The 15418-nt window shown below is 61.0% G+C and carries 21 protein-coding genes; 9 read left to right on the top strand and 12 right to left on the bottom strand.

The window, feature by feature from the left end; translation table 11 throughout:
• Window positions 1–31: 31 nt before the first annotated feature.
• Window positions 32–538 (bottom strand): outer membrane protein, encoded by a 507-nt coding sequence (locus J2W40_RS15640; protein ID WP_310226501.1) that lies wholly within the window; start codon window positions 536–538, stop codon window positions 32–34.
• Between the two features lie 324 nt (window positions 539–862).
• Between J2W40_RS15640 and J2W40_RS15635 the strand changes: the two genes are divergently transcribed.
• From J2W40_RS15635 to J2W40_RS15615, 5 genes are all read left to right on the top strand, one after another.
• Window positions 863–1582 carry a cytochrome b/b6 domain-containing protein gene (locus tag J2W40_RS15635; RefSeq protein WP_310226499.1) on the top strand — a complete coding sequence of 240 codons (720 nt, stop codon included), beginning with the start codon at window positions 863–865 and terminating at the stop codon, window positions 1580–1582.
• Window positions 1579–2325 carry a molybdopterin-binding protein gene (locus J2W40_RS15630; RefSeq protein WP_310226496.1) on the top strand — a complete coding sequence of 249 codons (747 nt, stop codon included), beginning with the start codon at window positions 1579–1581 and terminating at the stop codon, window positions 2323–2325. The genes J2W40_RS15635 and J2W40_RS15630 overlap by 4 nt, the downstream gene beginning before the upstream one ends.
• Before the next feature lie 31 nt (window positions 2326–2356).
• On the top strand, window positions 2357–3598 hold the full coding sequence (locus J2W40_RS15625; protein ID WP_310226493.1) for a class I SAM-dependent methyltransferase: 1242 nt from the start codon (window positions 2357–2359) through the stop codon (window positions 3596–3598).
• Between the two features lie 96 nt (window positions 3599–3694).
• Window positions 3695–3997 (top strand): hypothetical protein, encoded by a 303-nt coding sequence (locus J2W40_RS15620; RefSeq protein ID WP_310226491.1) that lies wholly within the window; start codon window positions 3695–3697, stop codon window positions 3995–3997.
• Window positions 3998–4105: 108 nt separating this feature from the next.
• Entirely contained in the window at window positions 4106–4384 is a 279-nt protein-coding gene (locus J2W40_RS15615; protein ID WP_310226488.1) for a DUF3297 family protein, read from the top strand.
• Between the two features lie 42 nt (window positions 4385–4426).
• Here J2W40_RS15615 and J2W40_RS15610 read toward each other — a convergent pair whose 3' ends face one another.
• From J2W40_RS15610 to J2W40_RS15595, 4 genes are all read right to left on the bottom strand, one after another.
• On the bottom strand, window positions 4427–5158 hold the full coding sequence (locus tag J2W40_RS15610) for a CHAP domain-containing protein (protein ID WP_310226486.1): 732 nt from the start codon (window positions 5156–5158) through the stop codon (window positions 4427–4429).
• 78 nt (window positions 5159–5236) lie between these two features.
• Window positions 5237–5767: a CHAP domain-containing protein gene (locus tag J2W40_RS15605; RefSeq protein ID WP_310226483.1), complete on the bottom strand. Its 531-nt coding sequence runs from the start codon at window positions 5765–5767 to the stop codon at window positions 5237–5239.
• Between the two features lie 107 nt (window positions 5768–5874).
• Window positions 5875–6948, bottom strand: coding sequence for a DNA replication/repair protein RecF (recF, locus tag J2W40_RS15600; protein WP_310226480.1), 1074 nt, complete (start codon window positions 6946–6948; stop codon window positions 5875–5877).
• A gap of 39 nt (window positions 6949–6987) precedes the next feature.
• Window positions 6988–7239 (bottom strand): hypothetical protein, encoded by a 252-nt coding sequence (locus J2W40_RS15595; protein ID WP_310226478.1) that lies wholly within the window; start codon window positions 7237–7239, stop codon window positions 6988–6990.
• Between the two features lie 337 nt (window positions 7240–7576).
• On the opposite strand from J2W40_RS15595, the gene J2W40_RS15590 reads away from it, so the two are divergent.
• Entirely contained in the window at window positions 7577–7966 is a 390-nt protein-coding gene (locus J2W40_RS15590) for a VOC family protein (RefSeq protein WP_310226688.1), read from the top strand.
• A 17-nt stretch (window positions 7967–7983) separates the two neighbouring features.
• Entirely contained in the window at window positions 7984–8517 is a 534-nt protein-coding gene (locus J2W40_RS15585) for a peroxiredoxin (RefSeq protein WP_310226476.1), read from the top strand.
• Window positions 8518–8525: 8 nt separating this feature from the next.
• Here J2W40_RS15585 and J2W40_RS15580 read toward each other — a convergent pair whose 3' ends face one another.
• Together J2W40_RS15580 and J2W40_RS15575 are read right to left on the bottom strand one after the other, a co-directional pair.
• On the bottom strand, window positions 8526–8921 hold the full coding sequence (locus J2W40_RS15580) for a gamma-glutamylcyclotransferase family protein (protein ID WP_310226474.1): 396 nt from the start codon (window positions 8919–8921) through the stop codon (window positions 8526–8528).
• Window positions 8918–9139 (bottom strand): hypothetical protein, encoded by a 222-nt coding sequence (locus J2W40_RS15575; protein ID WP_310226471.1) that lies wholly within the window; start codon window positions 9137–9139, stop codon window positions 8918–8920. The genes J2W40_RS15580 and J2W40_RS15575 overlap by 4 nt, the downstream gene beginning before the upstream one ends.
• A gap of 116 nt (window positions 9140–9255) precedes the next feature.
• On the opposite strand from J2W40_RS15575, the gene J2W40_RS15570 reads away from it, so the two are divergent.
• A complete protein-coding gene (locus tag J2W40_RS15570) occupies window positions 9256–9441 on the top strand; it encodes a PspC domain-containing protein (protein WP_310226467.1) in 186 nt (61 codons plus the stop codon).
• Between the two features lie 332 nt (window positions 9442–9773).
• Here the strand turns inward: J2W40_RS15570 and J2W40_RS15565 are convergent, their stop codons facing one another.
• Window positions 9774–10514, bottom strand: a complete 741-nt coding sequence (locus J2W40_RS15565) for a DUF72 domain-containing protein (protein ID WP_310226464.1) — start codon at window positions 10512–10514, stop codon at window positions 9774–9776.
• Between the two features lie 114 nt (window positions 10515–10628).
• Here J2W40_RS15565 and J2W40_RS15560 point away from each other — a divergent pair, with 114 nt between their 5' ends.
• Window positions 10629–10865 (top strand): DUF2061 domain-containing protein, encoded by a 237-nt coding sequence (locus tag J2W40_RS15560; RefSeq protein ID WP_310226461.1) that lies wholly within the window; start codon window positions 10629–10631, stop codon window positions 10863–10865.
• A gap of 3 nt (window positions 10866–10868) precedes the next feature.
• Here the strand turns inward: J2W40_RS15560 and J2W40_RS15555 are convergent, their stop codons facing one another.
• From J2W40_RS15555 to paoA, 4 genes are all read right to left on the bottom strand, one after another.
• The gene (locus tag J2W40_RS15555) at window positions 10869–11510 is read right to left on the bottom strand and encodes a peptidylprolyl isomerase (RefSeq protein ID WP_310226459.1); all 642 of its coding nucleotides are present in this window, start codon (window positions 11508–11510) and stop codon (window positions 10869–10871) included.
• A 90-nt stretch (window positions 11511–11600) separates the two neighbouring features.
• Window positions 11601–13808 (bottom strand): aldehyde oxidoreductase molybdenum-binding subunit PaoC, encoded by a 2208-nt coding sequence (paoC, locus tag J2W40_RS15550; RefSeq protein WP_310226457.1) that lies wholly within the window; start codon window positions 13806–13808, stop codon window positions 11601–11603.
• A complete protein-coding gene (locus J2W40_RS15545; protein ID WP_310226455.1) occupies window positions 13805–14761 on the bottom strand; it encodes an FAD binding domain-containing protein in 957 nt (318 codons plus the stop codon). The genes paoC and J2W40_RS15545 overlap by 4 nt, the downstream gene beginning before the upstream one ends.
• Entirely contained in the window at window positions 14758–15396 is a 639-nt protein-coding gene (paoA, locus tag J2W40_RS15540) for an aldehyde dehydrogenase iron-sulfur subunit PaoA (RefSeq protein ID WP_310226453.1), read from the bottom strand. The genes J2W40_RS15545 and paoA overlap by 4 nt, the downstream gene beginning before the upstream one ends.
• Between the last annotated feature and the right edge of the window lie 22 nt (window positions 15397–15418).

The following is a 15418-nucleotide window of genomic DNA, read 5'->3' as shown; positions in this document are numbered from 1 at the left end:
ACCCTTCGTCATTTCAACGGACCCGCAAGGATCAGAAGCGGAAACCGACGCCGACCATCGCGGCGTCACGGCCACCGATATTCTGCTCATATTCGGTGCGCTGATATTCGGCCGAGATATAGGTCGACGGGGTCGCCGCGAATTCCAGACCGCCACCGAAGCGGACGCCTTCCAGGCCAGCGCCGTCACCAGCGACTTCGAAGCGGGTGGTGGCATAGCCGACCTTGCCGAACGCCAGGACGCGCGGCGTGACGACGAAGCCAAGGCGCAGTGACGCGGCGAGATCGCGGCTAACGTCCAGGCCGAAATCATCGACCGTGGTGTCGCCCAGGCTGACTTCGATGCCGCCGGTGACGCGGGGTGCCAGAGCCAGGTCGTAACCAGCGGTCACGCCATAAGCGAAGCCTTCTTCGCCGCCGATCTTGTCATAGCCCATGGTGACGCCAGCGCGCGGCCCGGTGAAGGGTGCAGCGTCCTGAGCGATGGCAGGGGTTGCAACAACGGCAGCAGCAATAGCTGCGAAAATCACAGTCTTCATAAATTCCTCGATATTATTATATTGTCTGACATAGGTTATCATCAGACTATCTGGTTCGATACGAAGATTCCATGGCACTATATGCGCCATGTTTATCCTGACCGTGATCGCTTTTATTTTTAGCGATCATGGACGCGATCCGCATCGGCATCGCGTGATTGCCATCTAGGTGCGCCATGCTGATTTGCAAAGGGGCTGGATTGTACGTGGTCATGATTCTTGATTTATGTTGCAAAAGTGTGACATTCGGCAGTTGTCGGCTTTGGTGCCGACTGTCATGCAGGTGCCGTGGATTTTCCCCGAAAAAGGCGTTAGCCTATCCCGATGGATAGCCCCACTCCCACCGACGGCATCACAGTCAAGCGCCATAGGCTTTCGACCCGGTTGTGGCATTGGCTGAACGCCGCGCTGCTCTATGTCCTGTTCACCAGTGGCCTTGGCATCTTCAACGCCCATCCTCGCCTCTATTGGGGCCAATATGGCGCGAATTTCGACCATGCCTGGCTGGAGCTGGAGCGGTTTCCCGGCTGGATCACCTTGCCTGGCCTTTATAATCTGGCGATGTCGCGTCACTGGCATCTGACCGCCGCACCGATCTTTGCCTTTGCGCTGCTGTTCTACATGCTCTGGAGCCTCGCCAACCGCCATCTGACCCGCGATCTCGCGTTCCGCCGCGATGATCTGCGCCCGTGCCACATCTGGCAGGATATCAAGGACCATGCCCGGTTGCGCTTCCCGACGGGGCAAGCGGCGTTGCGCTATAACGTGCTGCAAAAAGCGAGCTATGTCGGCGTCATTTTCATCCTGCTGCCGCTGGTCATTTTGACTGGGCTGACCATGGCACCGGGCATGAATGCGGCCTGGCCCTGGCTCGTCGACCTGTTCGGCGGGCGACAATCGGCGCGTTCGCTGCATTTCATCGCCGCCTTTGCGCTGGCCGCATTCTTTATCGTGCATATCCTGATGGTGATCCTGGCCGGACCGATCAATGAAGTGCGATCCATGATTACCGGGCGATACCGGGTGCCGGAGGAACGACCATGATCCTGACCCGCCGCATGGCGCTGCTCGGCGCTGGCGCAATGCTCACCGGCTGCGACCGGCTGGCCAGCCATGGCAGCGTGCGAAAGGCGCTTTTTTCGGCCGAAAATTTCCATCGCTGGGCGCAGCGCAGCCTGATGGCCCGCGACGCGCTGGCGCAGGAATTCCGGCCTGATCAGATTTCGCCGATATTCCGCGCCAATGGCACCGCCAACCCCAATACGCCCGCCTATAAGGCGTTGTGGCGCAATGGCTTTGCCGATTGGCGGCTGGCGGTGACAGGCCTTGTCGAACGGCCGCTATCCCTCTCCCTTGCCCAACTACGGACTCTGCCGCATCGCGAACAGATTACCCGCCATGATTGTGTCGAGGGGTGGAGCGCGATCGGCAAATGGCGCGGCGTGCCGCTGCGCACGATATTGGAGGGCGCACGGTTGCGCGATACGGCGCGCTATATCGTGTTCCGATGCGCCGACGACATGGGCGGCGGGCGCCCTTATTATGAAAGCATCGACCTGATCGACGCTTTCCATCCCCAGACCATCCTGGCTTTTGCGCTGAACGACGCGCCGCTGACCGTCGCCAATGGGGCACCCATGCGGCTGCGCGTCGAACGGCAGCTTGGCTATAAGCAGGCCAAATATCTGATGGGAATAGAGGCGGTCGCGACGCTGGACGGGATCGGCAAGGGGAAGGGTGGTTTTTGGGAGGATTATGCGGGTTATGATTGGTATGCGGGCATTTGACGCAGGCCATCTGGGGTGACAAGGTAACAAGATGAAACTGTTTGAGCGGGTATTGGGGCGGCTGATCACACGCGGTCAGCTAACAGTATTTTATGCAAACGGGCGGCGCTTTGTCGTGGGGCAACCCGATCCGGCCTTTCCTGATCTGGCGCTAAGATTTCAGGATGGCCGCGTCCCTTTTGACATCGTCCGCGATCCCCGCCTGGGCATGGCAGAAGCCTGGATCGACGGCCGCATCGCCATAGAAGGTGGTGGCATCATGGAATTCATATCCATGGTGCGGGCCAATAACCCTTGGGAAAGTGGTCGCTCGATCGACGCCAAAAGCTTTTTGAATCGCGCTCTGGGCAATGTGAGACAGAAGCTGTGGCGCGCCAATCATAAGGCCCGGTCGAAGGCGAACGTCGCCCATCATTATGATCTTTCCGGCGCGCTCTATGCGCTCTTCCTCGACCGCGACCGGCAGTATAGTTGCGCTTATTTCCCCGATGGCGAAAACGCGGCCGGCATCAGCCTGGAGCAGGCGCAGGAGGACAAGAAGGCACATATTGCCGCCAAGCTGCGACTGGAACCGGGCATGAAGGTTCTGGATATCGGCTGCGGCTGGGGCGGGATGGCGCTGTATCTCCATCGTACCTGCGGCGTGGACGTGACGGGTATCACCTTGTCGGAGGAACAGCTCAAGATCGCACGGCAAAGGGCAGTGGATGCAGGCGTCGCCGACCATGTCCGCTTCGAACTGATCGACTATCGCGACATGTCTGGCACTTTTGACCGGATCGTGTCTGTTGGCATGTTTGAACATGTCGGCACGGCCCATTATCGTAGCTTTTTCAGCACCTGCCGCGATCTGCTTGCTACCGATGGCGTCATGTTGATCCACACCATCGGACGGATGGGCGGTCCCGGCGTCACCGATGCCTTCACCCAGAAATATATTTTCCCCGGCGGCTATATTCCTGCCTTGTCGGAAATGATTGCAGGCAGCGAGGATACGCGCTTGATGGTAACCGACGTGGAGGTGTTGCGGCTTCATTATGGGCTGACCATTCGCCAATGGTATAATCGGACGATGGCGCATCGCGCGGAGATCGTCGCCTTATATGACGAGCGATTTTTCCGCTTGTGGACCTTCTACCTCGCCGGGGCGGCGACCGTGTTCGAACATGGTGGCATGGTCAATTATCAGGTCCAATATGCACGGGACCGACGCGCCCTGCCTATTACACGCGACTATATGCTGGAGGCCGAGACGGCGTTAGCAGGACGCTGAATAAGGGATTACAATAGCATTCTCTGACGGTTCAGCCGACGAAAGGCATCTTCCCATCATGCCCCGCCAACCTGCGGGGTGGATGAGGAGAGAGCAATGAATATCATCTTGAAAGGCGCGGCCGCGTTGAGCCTGGCCATCGCGGGCATTGCTGCGGCCGCTCCCGCGCAAGCGCAACATCATGGCGGCTATCGTGACGGATGGCGCGGCGATCGCGATCATCGCTGGGATAGTCGCCGCTGGGACAATCGACGTTGGGACGGACGACGCTGGGATGGCCGTCGTCACTGGCGAGGCGACCGAGGCTATCATCGCGCAAAATACCGTCCGCGCTGTTGGACCCAGTGGCGTTATGACTATTATCGCGATCGCAACGTCCGCGTGCGGGTCTGTCGTTGAGTGGCCAGTTGCAGTCCGCCGGGGCTATTGCATCGGCGGGCTGTGGCGGTTGACGGGTTACCGGGCAAAAGGCTAGGCGCAGCCCAGCCAAATCCAAGGAACCGCATCATGAGCGATACGCCCCCCGATCACCTGTCCACCAATCCTAAAAGCCCCCATTTCAACATGGAGGTGCTCCAGCGCGGCATCGGCATCCGGTTCAAGGGCCGTGAGCGCAAGGATGTCGAGGAATATTCGATTTCCGAGGGTTGGATTCGCGTTGCAGCGGGTAAAACCCGCGACCGCCACGGCAACCCGTTGACGATCAAGCTCACTGGGCCAGTCGAAGCCTGGTTCGAAAATCCAGCCGAAGGTGCTGACGAGGGCGAGCCTTCGGACGCTGAATAAGCGTTGGATGGAAGACGCGGGCTGACAAGCGGGCGCTTTCCATCAATTCAGAGCCGACTGGCGTTTTACGTCCGCGATGATCGCGCTCAGGGTCCGTTCCGAAGGACTTGCATCGGCATAGTGCATGACGCCCGGATCAGCCTCCAGGCGCGGCTTCATTTTGCGGGTAGTCTTGGCCGGAGCCGGACGGCCATGAGCAACCATGATGCCCCCATGAAATGGCGGCGAGCGATGGGGCTGACGGGCATCCCAATAGTCCGCATCCAGTTTGGCAAATCGCACGCTGCTGCCCAATGCGGGGTCAGGCGTGAAGTCATGCAATCTGGCCTTGGCCGGATAGATGAAACCGAATGTCGGATTGGTGCGGGCGCCCATTTGCGCGGTCGGGCTGTGCCAGACGCGCACCTGGCTCCAGTCGCCGCCGTCCGACACATCGACCGCCAGTACATCCTCCTCAATCGCGCCAGGCACCGACCAGTTGGCATGGCGGATCAGCACGCGCCGATCGTCCAAAACCCGACTGACCACGGCAACATGGCCCAACATCATCGGACCATGGGGCCGAAATGCTAGCACCGCCCCCTTTTTGGGTGCGCTGCCCCGTTTATACTGCCTGTCGGCTTGATCCCACCATGTCAGCGCATCGCCGCGAATATCCACGCCCGACACGATACGGGCATAGGGCACGCATTGTAACACGGCCGCGCTCCACGCTGGCGCGGCGATCAATCCGGACGCCAGCCATGCTGCCGCCCAGACAAGTCCTCGTATCATTTATGCGATCCCGAAACATATGAATCGCCCCACCAGGAGCAATCCTAGATCGCGACTATTTATGAAGAGGTTAAAGGATCAGAAAGCCGCGCGTGGCGTACCGCCGCTGGTCGCCGCCACCGATGCAATCTGCACCGGCTGGTCGATGGTCATGGGTGGCTGTGCATAGATGAAACCGCGCGCCGGGTTGGATCGGCGGCCAAGATCGCCAATCGGGCCGTACCACACGCGCACATCAGTCCAGTCATTATTGGGCGAGACGTCAACAGCACGGACATTGCGCTCAATGCCGCCGCGATAAGACCAGTTGGCGTGGGTCAGCAGCACTTCGCGTTCATTGACGATCTTGCTGACCATCGCGACATGACCGACCGGCATGGACCGACTGGCGGCAAAAGTCAGTACGGCGCCGACACGCGGTTCATGCCCACGATCGTACCGACCCTCAGCTTGGTTCCACCAGCTATGGGCGTTGCCAAAAAGTTCGATCCCGGAAACCTGGCGGGCGAAGGGAACGCATTGCAGCACTCCAGCCGTCGCAGGCGTAACGATCAGGGAAGAGAGCGCAAGAAGAGCAGCGGCGAAAACCGCGCGAAAACCACCGATCATGCGAATGCGACCCCGACTTGCTTTCAGGCTTTTGCCCCGATGGGGGCTTTAGGCCAGACGCCGGGGCACATGAAAAGAGCGGGGCGACGAGTCGTTGCGGGCGCGGGTTATGTTGCGGAACGAAACAGTCGGCCTGCGGTTACCGATAAACGAGTTGCCGACGCCAAATCCTTGAAAAGTGACGTTTCAGTCCCTGTCATCCATATTTGCCCCCCGGTCGCCGCCAAGCGTTCAAACAGCGCGGCGCGGCGTAATGGGTCAAGATGGGCTGCGACTTCATCGAGCAGCAGCACGGGTGGTTGCCCGCGATCGGCCGCTACCAACGCGGCATGGGCAAGCAGGATCGACAGGAGCAATGCTTTTTGCTCGCCTGTCGAACAAAGGGCTGCCGGCTGCGCCTTGGCAATATGCGTGACCGACAGATCATGGCGGTGCGGCCCCGACAATGTCCGTCCAGCCGCCGCATCGCGCCGCCGATCTCGCCCAAGGCGTACCGCCAGTGGCTCGTGGCTCGCTCCCTCTTCCTGCTCGATCACGGCGAATGGTCGGGCAAAAGGTGCGTCAGGCTGGTTGGCGAGCGCATCGTTTAGCCGCGCGACGAGATCGGCGCGCGCCTGCGCTAGCGCCGCGCCATGTTCATCCATCTGCGCTTCCAAGGCCGTAAGCCAGACCGGATCGGCACGGTGCAGATCGGTCAGCAAGCGATTGCGGGCGCGCATGGCGGCGTCATAGCGGGCGCTGTGCGTTGCATGGCCGGAATGTAGCGCCAACGTCAACCGATCCAGAAAGCGCCGCCGACCGCCCGGACTGTCTAGGAAGAGCCGGTCCATTGCCGGGGTCAGCCAGACGATCGCGAGGTGATCGGCCAAGGCATTGGCTGATGATGCTGCGCCGCCGATCCGCACCTGCCGCCGGTCGGGCATGGCGGCAGATATGCCCGTGCCCAGCATGACCCCGTCCACCTCCGCAGCCACGCCGAAACTTCCCGGCCCGTCCTGACGCGCCATCGCTCGTAGTGCCGCACCGCGCAAGCCGCGCCCCGGCGCAAGCATGGAGACGGCTTCCAATATATTGGTTTTGCCTGCGCCATTGTCGCCGGTCAGCAGGATGAAGGGGTCATCCGGCAGGATCAGCGCATCCGCATGATTGCGAAAATCGCTCAGGGTCAGACGGCCGATCATTGCGCGGCTGTAGCGGGACAAAAGCGATGGGGAAAGCGCCTAGCAGCGCTTGCGGGTTTCAGAGGCTCCATCGTTGACGATGGTGAGTTTCTGGCCGTCGGCCGCCAGATTGAGCAAGATAATGCGGCTCCAGCTTTGTCCTTCGCCGGTAAAGGCTGCCGTGATCGAAAGCCGTCTATCCCCATCCGGCTTGACAGTCTGCACGGTGCCCACGCTTTCGTGAAAGACCAACTGATCGGGCAGGATTTGCAGTTCCATAGCCGCTGCCCGATCGCCACACCGATCGTTCATGCCTGTCCATCGACCCTGCATCGCGTTGGGAATAGGCCCGGTTTCATCTGTAACGGCTGGGACTGTGTCGGACCCGGAGTCCGCAGATGGGGTGGGGGCGGATGGGGGTGGCGTGATTGGCGCGTTCTCAGCCGTCTGGTCGCTGATGTTGGCGGTCACGCCGGGGGCTGCTTCAGGTGGCTCGCTCGATTTTTCGCAAGCTGCAAGGGCGGCCAGTGCAGGCAGGAGAAAAACAAGACGCATGATAGCAGAAACCGGCCAGCCGCTTTACGGTTCCCATGACCCACGGAAGGGAACATGCTATTGTCGGCGCGTGATAATGACAGGAATAGATGTGATGCCGGTAGTGGGAATGGGCGGTATTTTCTTTCGCGCGCGTGATCCCGATGCGCTCGCGGCCTGGTATCGGACGCATTTGAACGTCGGTGCTGGCTGTATCGGGGACCCCGTCGCAACGGCCAATGAAGGGGTGTGGCAGGCGCAGGGCGGGCCAACGGTCTTCGCTCCCTTCAGCGCGGACAGCGACTATTTCGCCGCAGACAAGGCATTCATGCTGAACCTTCGTGTCACCGATCTGGATTCCCTTCTGAACGCCTTGCGCGCCGCCGACATTATGATCATCACCAACGCTGAATGGGATCATCCCGATGTGGGCCGTTTCGCCCGCATTCATGATCCCGAAGGCAATGCAATCGAATTATGGGAGCAAGCGTCTCCCGCCGCCTGACTGATGGAGCCCCGCCGATGAAGCGCCTGTCCCTTTTCCTTGCTACCGTCGCTGCCCTGACGGTATCGACTAATGCTATGTCGGCGCTTGCTGTCGGTGCCAAAGCTCCTGAGTTCACCACGCGCGGCGCGATGGCGGGCAAGACGTTCACGCTGACCCTGTCGCACCAGTTGAAGCGCGGGCCGGTCGTGCTCTACTTTTTCCCCAAAGCTTTCACGCCGGGCTGTTCGGCCGAAGCGCGCGAATTTGCCGACAATATCGACAAGTTCAAGGCCGCTGGCGCGACCGTCATCGGCATGTCCGCCGATCCGGTCGATGATCTGGTGGCCTTTTCTACCAAGGAATGCGCAGGCAAGTTCGCGGTCGCTTCAGCGGGGCCTGATATCGTGTCGGGTTATGATGTGGCGCTCAAAATGCGACCGGGCATGACGGACCGGACATCCTACGTCATTTCACCGGCAGGCCGTATTGCGTTCGTCCATTCCGAAATGAATTATGCCAATCATGTCAAAGCGACACTGGCTGCGGTCGAGGCGATGAAGCAACAGTGAGGCGCGCGCTATCGCTTGTGGGATAGGAAATCGCCGCTTGCGATCAGGGGTAGGTCTGTTACCGGCAGGGCGTAGATATAGGCCCAGGCGATAACGCGGCCGCTTTGTCCCTGCACCGTCAGTTGTTCGCGCCGATATTCATGCGGTTCAGGATAGGCTCGCGTGCATTCTTCATAGTCGTCGAGCCATGCAAGCGTCGTCGACAGGTTAAACGGCATCAGCAAATCGCCGATCACCTGTCCTTCCGGTCCTGACACGAAGGCTGGGTAGTCGGCTATTTGATATAGTCGCCCTTGGGCAACAGCGCGGCCGATATAGCGTGTCATTGCGCTCAACTGCCCTGCCATTGGTCCCGCGAAGGCAGGTCGCAACGTCCCATAGACGAATAAAGGCAGTTGGCTCATGCGCTGAACTTGGAAAAAATCCCTATCAGCAGGATTTTTCCCCAACTGGCGGTACTTTTATGGCGATCATATATCGGGGCCTTGGCCGAAAATCTCGTATTTTCAGCCAAAATGAAAATTGGCACGGCTTGTGCAAATCCTGAAAGCATCAAGGCTGGATGGTCCAGCCACCGTAGCAACAGGGAGTTTTCATCATGTCCATCGCTCGTTTCCAGCACGTCGCCACCGCGTTCACGGGTGCCATTCTAGTCGCCAGCCTGTTTATCAGCGCAGCGACGCCTATCGTCCCGATCGCCTGATCTCATTTAAGACACCAAGATTGAAAGTCCAAGTCATGAACAACAGTTTCACCCTCGACCGTCGCAATGGCAAGATTATGGGCGTATGCGCGGGACTTTCCAACCGCAGCGGCCTGGACGTCACGCTGATCCGCGTCGCCGTCGTGCTGTTGACGCTCTGTGCGCTCGGACCGATCGGCGTTGTGGCTTATCTGCTCGCAGGATGGTTTGCCGAAGATTGATGTCGCCGCAAATCATTGCAGCAACGTGACGGCATTCAGACAGTAAAAAGGCCGCTCCGGTTATACCGGAAGCGGCCTTTTCGCCTCCCGCAATGTCGGGATCAAGGTTGAGCGCAAAGTGCGCTCAGGCATAAAGCACCGAATAGAAAGTCAGCATCTGTGCGCCAACGGCTACGATCAGTGCAGCGCCTTGAAAAGCCTGCCGCATGGTTATGTCCTTTGTTAGGGTATCATCTGTCCCCTGTCTTGGGGTTGCGGGCCTATGCGCCTGTCATACTTATGTAACAATCGCAAAGCGCGGCATACCAATTGCACTAAATGCAACAGTGCTGTTACCCCAAAGTCGCAATCAGCGCCTTGGCCGCAGCAGGGTTGCGCTCTTTGGCGCCGCCGATGACAAACGCATAGACGTCCCCCTGTTTGGCCAGGGTCCGCGCCCTGTCCGTCCAAACGCCAATGTCTGTGGGGGAATAGCCAGTCGTCTCTTCCGCCTGGGTCCGCATCAGCCGCAGATAGGAAAAGCCGACATCATATCCCCGGATCGCTGGATAGCTGTCATGATCGGCCAGTACGACCGCCACGCCTGCGTCCCGCGCCATCTCCAGAAAAGCAGGATCGTCGAAACTTGCGTGCCGCACCTCGACCGCATGGCGTAATGCGACGCCATCAACGCTGGCAGGCAGCAGGCGCAGGAACGCGCCGAAGTCATCGGGATCGAACCGCTTGGTCGGCATGAATTGCCACAGGATCGGACCGAGCCGGTCGCCCAGCTCGACAACGCCCTGTTTCGTGAATTTCGCGATCGAGTCTCCCGCTTCAGCCAATATCTTGCGATTGGTGCAATAGCGCGACGCCTTGACCGCGAACTGGAACCCGTCGGGTACGGCCTTAGCCCAGTTCGCGAAAGTTGCGGGCTTTTGACTGCTATAATAGGTCGCATTGATCTCGGTCGCGGTCAGATGCGCTCCGACATAGGCCAGTTCGTCTTTCTGCCGCAGCCCGGCGGGATAGAAATTGTCACGCCATGGCGCATAGACCCAGCCGCCAAGGCCCACCCTGATCCGACCTGCCATATCGCGATTCTCCCTTCGCAATGCTGATCGCTTTCGCCGATCAGAGCCAATGGAAAAAGCAGTTGGCACATTTTGCGAATAGTTCTTAACTGGGTTGCAACAAGGAGCATCCCCATGTCGCTGGACCTCATCAAGACAGGCACCTATCTCAGCATCCACCTCACGGTCGGCTTTACCGTCGCCTATCTCATGACCGGATCGGTAGCGCTGGCGGGTGGCATTGCGCTGGTCGAACCAGTGATCAATGCCGTCGCTTTCTTCTTTCACGAAAAGGCTTGGAAGAAGATACAGGCCCGACCGCCGCGCGAAGCTCGTCCGGCGTCGCGGCACGATCAAGCGGCCTTCGCCTGATCGTTACCTTACAGGCTTCCGCAGGCTGCCGATCAGCCAGGGCTTTACGCCACCCGTGGGCTTGGCCTTGCCATCCAGCCTTTTGACATGGCGGATGACGATTGGCTTGACGATCATTTGCCCGCGCATCGGCCCAGTCCCACAACAGGTCGGCGCGGCGAGGATTTTCTTCACGACATCCATGCCCGCGACCACATGGCCAAAGGCCGCATAGCCGATATAGCCCGGCTGTGCGTCCATATTCGGCGTGGGGCCGATAGTGATGAAGAAATTGCCCATCGCCGAATTGGGCCGGTCGGGGCGCGCCATGGACAAGGTGGCGTCCAGATGGCGAATGCCCGTTTGGGTCGTCGGTTCATGCACCACAGGCGGCAACGAGCGGCGCGCATCCGTGTCGATGCCGCCCTGAATCAAGCCCAAGGTCGGCGCACTCTTGCGTCGCGCCGCGCGGTAGAAGGTTACGCCGTCAAACCGGCCATCATCCACATAGGTCAGGAAATTGGCTGATGTGCGCGGCGCGCGCGTCTGATCCACCGCAACGACGATCGTCCCAACCGACGTCTCGATCGCGACGCGGGTGTAGCCGGGCGTCGACCGATTGGTTGGCAGCGCGCTCGCCCAGCCAATTGGCAATGTCGTAGCCATTACCATCAGGACGAATAGCAGGCGGCGTAAAGCCAAGGGACGGGCAATCATGCCAACCGGCCTAGCTTCCGATCAACCGGCTGGCAACGCTCAGGCCGCCCGCGCCTTCAGCAATTTGTCGATGGTCAGCGGATAGTCGCGGATGCGGATGCCGGTGGCGTTGTAGATGGCGTTCGCCACCGCTGCGCCCGCGCCGCAAATACCCAGTTCGCCCACACCCTTGGCCTTCATCGGCGAACTTTTGTCGTCCAGTTCCTCGATGAAGAGTACATCCTGTTCAGGGATGTCGGCATGAACCGGCACCAGATATTCGGCCATGTCATGATTGACGAAGAAACCGAAGCGGGTGTCGACGTCCAGCGTCTCCATCAGTGCCGATCCGGCCCCCATGGTCATCGCGCCGATCACTTGGCTGCGCGCGGATTTGGGGTTGAGAATACGCCCGGCCGCAAAGGCACCACCCATGCGGCGGATGCGCACTTCGGCGGTGTCCATATCGACGCCGACTTCGCAGAAATGCGCGCCGAACGTCGCCTGCGCATAGCGTTTGTCGAGATCGCCGAATTCGATACTGTCCTCGGCCCATATGCCCTCGCGCCCGGCGAGCGCCGCCAGCGTCTGGGATTTGTTCTCGTGACGGATGAGGCCCTCCTCGAACTCTGCCTGATCGACGGAATAGCCCGCCTTTTCAGCCAGTTTCGCGCGCAACGCCATGGCCGCGGCATAGACGCCCGCCGTCGAGCTGTTAGCCCCCCACTGTCCGCCAGACCCAGCCGACACGGGAAAGCGGCTGTCGCCCAACCGGACGGTGACAGCTTCCAATGGCACGCCCATCATCTCGGCCGCCGTCTGGGCAATGATCGTATAGCTGCCAGTGCCGATGTCGGTCATGTCAGTTTCGACGATCACCTGCCCCTTGGCATCGACGCCGATCCGCGCGCCCGACTTGCCGACCAGATTGTTGCGGAAGGCGGAGGCCACGCCCATGCCGACCATCCAGCGTCCGTCGCGCACTTGGCCCGGTTTTTCCTGGCGCTTGTTCCAGCCGAACCGTTCGGCCCCGGCGCGCATGCATTCCACCAGCTTGCGGCTGGAGAAAGGGCGCTGTGTGCCGGCTTCGGGATCATATTGTACATCGTTGCGAATGCGCAACTCAACCGGATCGACGCCGCAAGCTTCGGCCAGTTCGTCCATTGCGACTTCCAACGCGAGCAGGCCGACCGCTTCACCGGGCGCGCGCATCGCATTGCCTTCGGGCAGATTGAGCGTCGCCAGCCGGTGCGCCGTCATCCGATTGGCACCGCGATAGAGCAACCGCGTCTGCTGCGCCGCCGTCTCCGGCCCGCCGCCGGGCAGGTCGCCCGACCAGACTTCGTGGCCGATCGCATCGATCACGCCATCCTTGTCCGCGCCGATACGGATGCGCTGGATGGTTGCGGGCCGATGGGTGGTGTTGTTGGGGATCTGGTGCCGCGCGAGCGCGACCTTGACCGGCCGTCCGACCTGCCTTGCCCCCAACGCCGCGAGCAGCGCATCGGCGCGCAGGAACAGCTTGGCCCCGAAGCCGCCGCCGATATAGGGCGACACCAGCCGGACATTCGCCTTGGGAATCCCCAATGTCTTGGCGACATCGCCCACGGTCCAGGCGATCATCTGGTTGGATGTCCACAGCGTCAGCTTGTCGCCGTTCCATGCCGCGGTGGAGGCATGTGGCTCCAGCATCGCGTGGCTATGGTCGGGGGTGGAGTAATTCTGATCGACCTTGACCGCCGCTTTGGCGAAAGCACCGTCGAAATCGCCGACCGCCGTATCGGGTGACCCGCCAAAGCCGCCTTCGGGCGGCTTGACCGCATTGGCCTGCTCGGCGGCCAGGTCGAACTTCCCGCCTTCGCTGGTATAGTCGATCCGCACCAGCTTGGCCGCGTCGCGCGCATTTTCGAAAGTGTCGGCGATGACAAGCGCGACCGCCTGATCATAATGGTCGATCTGCGGCCCACCCAGCAGGGGGGCGGTATTCATGTTGCCCTTGCCGAGCTTTCCGGCATTGGCGTGCGTGACGATACCCAGAACGCCGGGCGCGGCTTCGGCCGCGCGCAGGTCCATGGCGGCAATGCGCCCCCTGGCAACGCCCGACCCGACCATCCAGCCATAGGCAGCATTGGGTGCGGCATCGTGCCGCTCATAGGCATAGGGGGCCGTGCCGGTCACCTTGGCAGCGCCGTCGATCCGGTCATGGGCCTTGCCCACGACCCGGCCCTTGTCGATCGGGTTCAACCCCGCGGGCGTATCGAACTTCATGCCCGTGCCTCCTTCTGCCGATAGAGCGACGTCAGCGTCTGTTCGACCAGCTTTTTCTTGAAATCATTATGATGCGTCGTGCGTGCGCCCGCCAGCGCGGCCTCCGCCACAGCCTTAGCGCCGGACCCGGCCGCTGCATCCGCATCAACCGTACGCCAAGGCTTTGCGCCGATGCCGCCAAAGGCAAAGCGCGATCCGCCATTCTTGCCGAACACCGCCGCTACCGACACCAGCGCGAAGGCATAGGAGGAACGGTCGCGCACCTTGCGATAGACATGGGTGCCGCCGATCGGCTTGGGCAGGGTGACCGACGTGATGATCTCCCCGGCTTTTAGCGCCGCTTCGACATGGGGCGTATCACCGGGCAGCAAGTGGAAGTCCGCGATCGGGATCGATCGAACCGCGCCATCCGCGCCGACCGTATCCACCGTCGCGTCCAGCAGCCGCATCGCCACCGCCATGTCGCTCGGATGCTGGGCGATGCAGGCATCGCTCACGCCCAGGATGGCGAGGTTGCGGCTCATGCCCTGCAATGCGCCGCAGCCGCTGCCCGGCTTGCGCTTGTTGCAGGGCATGCGGGTGTCATAGAAATAGGGGCAGCGCGTGCGTTGCAGCAGGTTGCCCGCCGTGGTCGCCTTGTTGCGCAACTGCCCGGATGCGCCCGACAGCAAGGCGCGGCTCAATACGCCATAATCGCGCCGCACCACCTTGTCGGCGGCAAGATCCGTATTGCGCACCAGCGCGCCGATGCGCAGGCCGCCATCGGTGGTCTTCTCAATCTGATCGAGTTTCAGCGGATTGACGTCGATCAGATGCGTGGGCGTCTCGATCTGAAGCTTCATCAGATCGAGCAGGTTGGTGCCGCCGGCAATGAAGCGCGCGCCCTGGGTCGAGGCCGCCATCTTCGCCGCCTCCTGCGCGCTGGTTGCGCGGCTATAGGTAAAGGGCTTCATGCCTTGGCTCCCCCGGCCACGTCGTTCATGGCGGCGATGATGTTGGGATAAGCGGCGCAGCGGCAGATATTGCCGCTCATTCGCTCGCGCAGTTCCGCGTCGGTCAGCGCCACCTTGTCCAGATCGTCCGTGACATGGCTGGGGATGCCCGCCTCGATCTCTTCCAGCACGGCGACGGCCGAGCAAATCTGGCCCGGCGTGCAATAGCCGCATTGATAGCCGTCATGGGTGATGAAGGCGCGCTGCATCGGGTGCAGCTTGTCGGGTGTGCCCAGCCCTTCGATCGTCGTGATCGCTTCGCCATCATGCATCACCGCGAGCGTCAGGCAGCTATTGATGCGTCGCCCTTCGACAATGACCGTGCAGGCACCGCACTGGCCATGGTCGCACCCTTTCTTGGTGCCAGTGAGGTGCAGATGCTCGCGCAGCGCGTCGAGCAAGCTGGTGCGCGGATCGAACTGTAAATGCGCTTCGCGGCCATTGACGGTCAATTCCACCGGGATCATCGGGGTTCCTTCGCGAGAGGAAGCGGCAGCGGGCTGTGCCGCCTGCGCGCTGGAAAGAAATGGCGTAGCCGCTGCAATGGTCGTTCCACCGCGCAACATGCCCCGGCGTGTGATCTGGTCGGACGGCATGGCGGTCCCTTTCTTCTGCTAT

This window comes from Sphingobium xenophagum, assembly GCF_031457465.1.
GTDB lineage: Bacteria > Pseudomonadota > Alphaproteobacteria > Sphingomonadales > Sphingomonadaceae > Sphingobium > Sphingobium xenophagum_A.
Note: the sequence above shows the minus strand (reverse complement) of the source record. Positions and strands in the feature narration are given on the sequence as shown.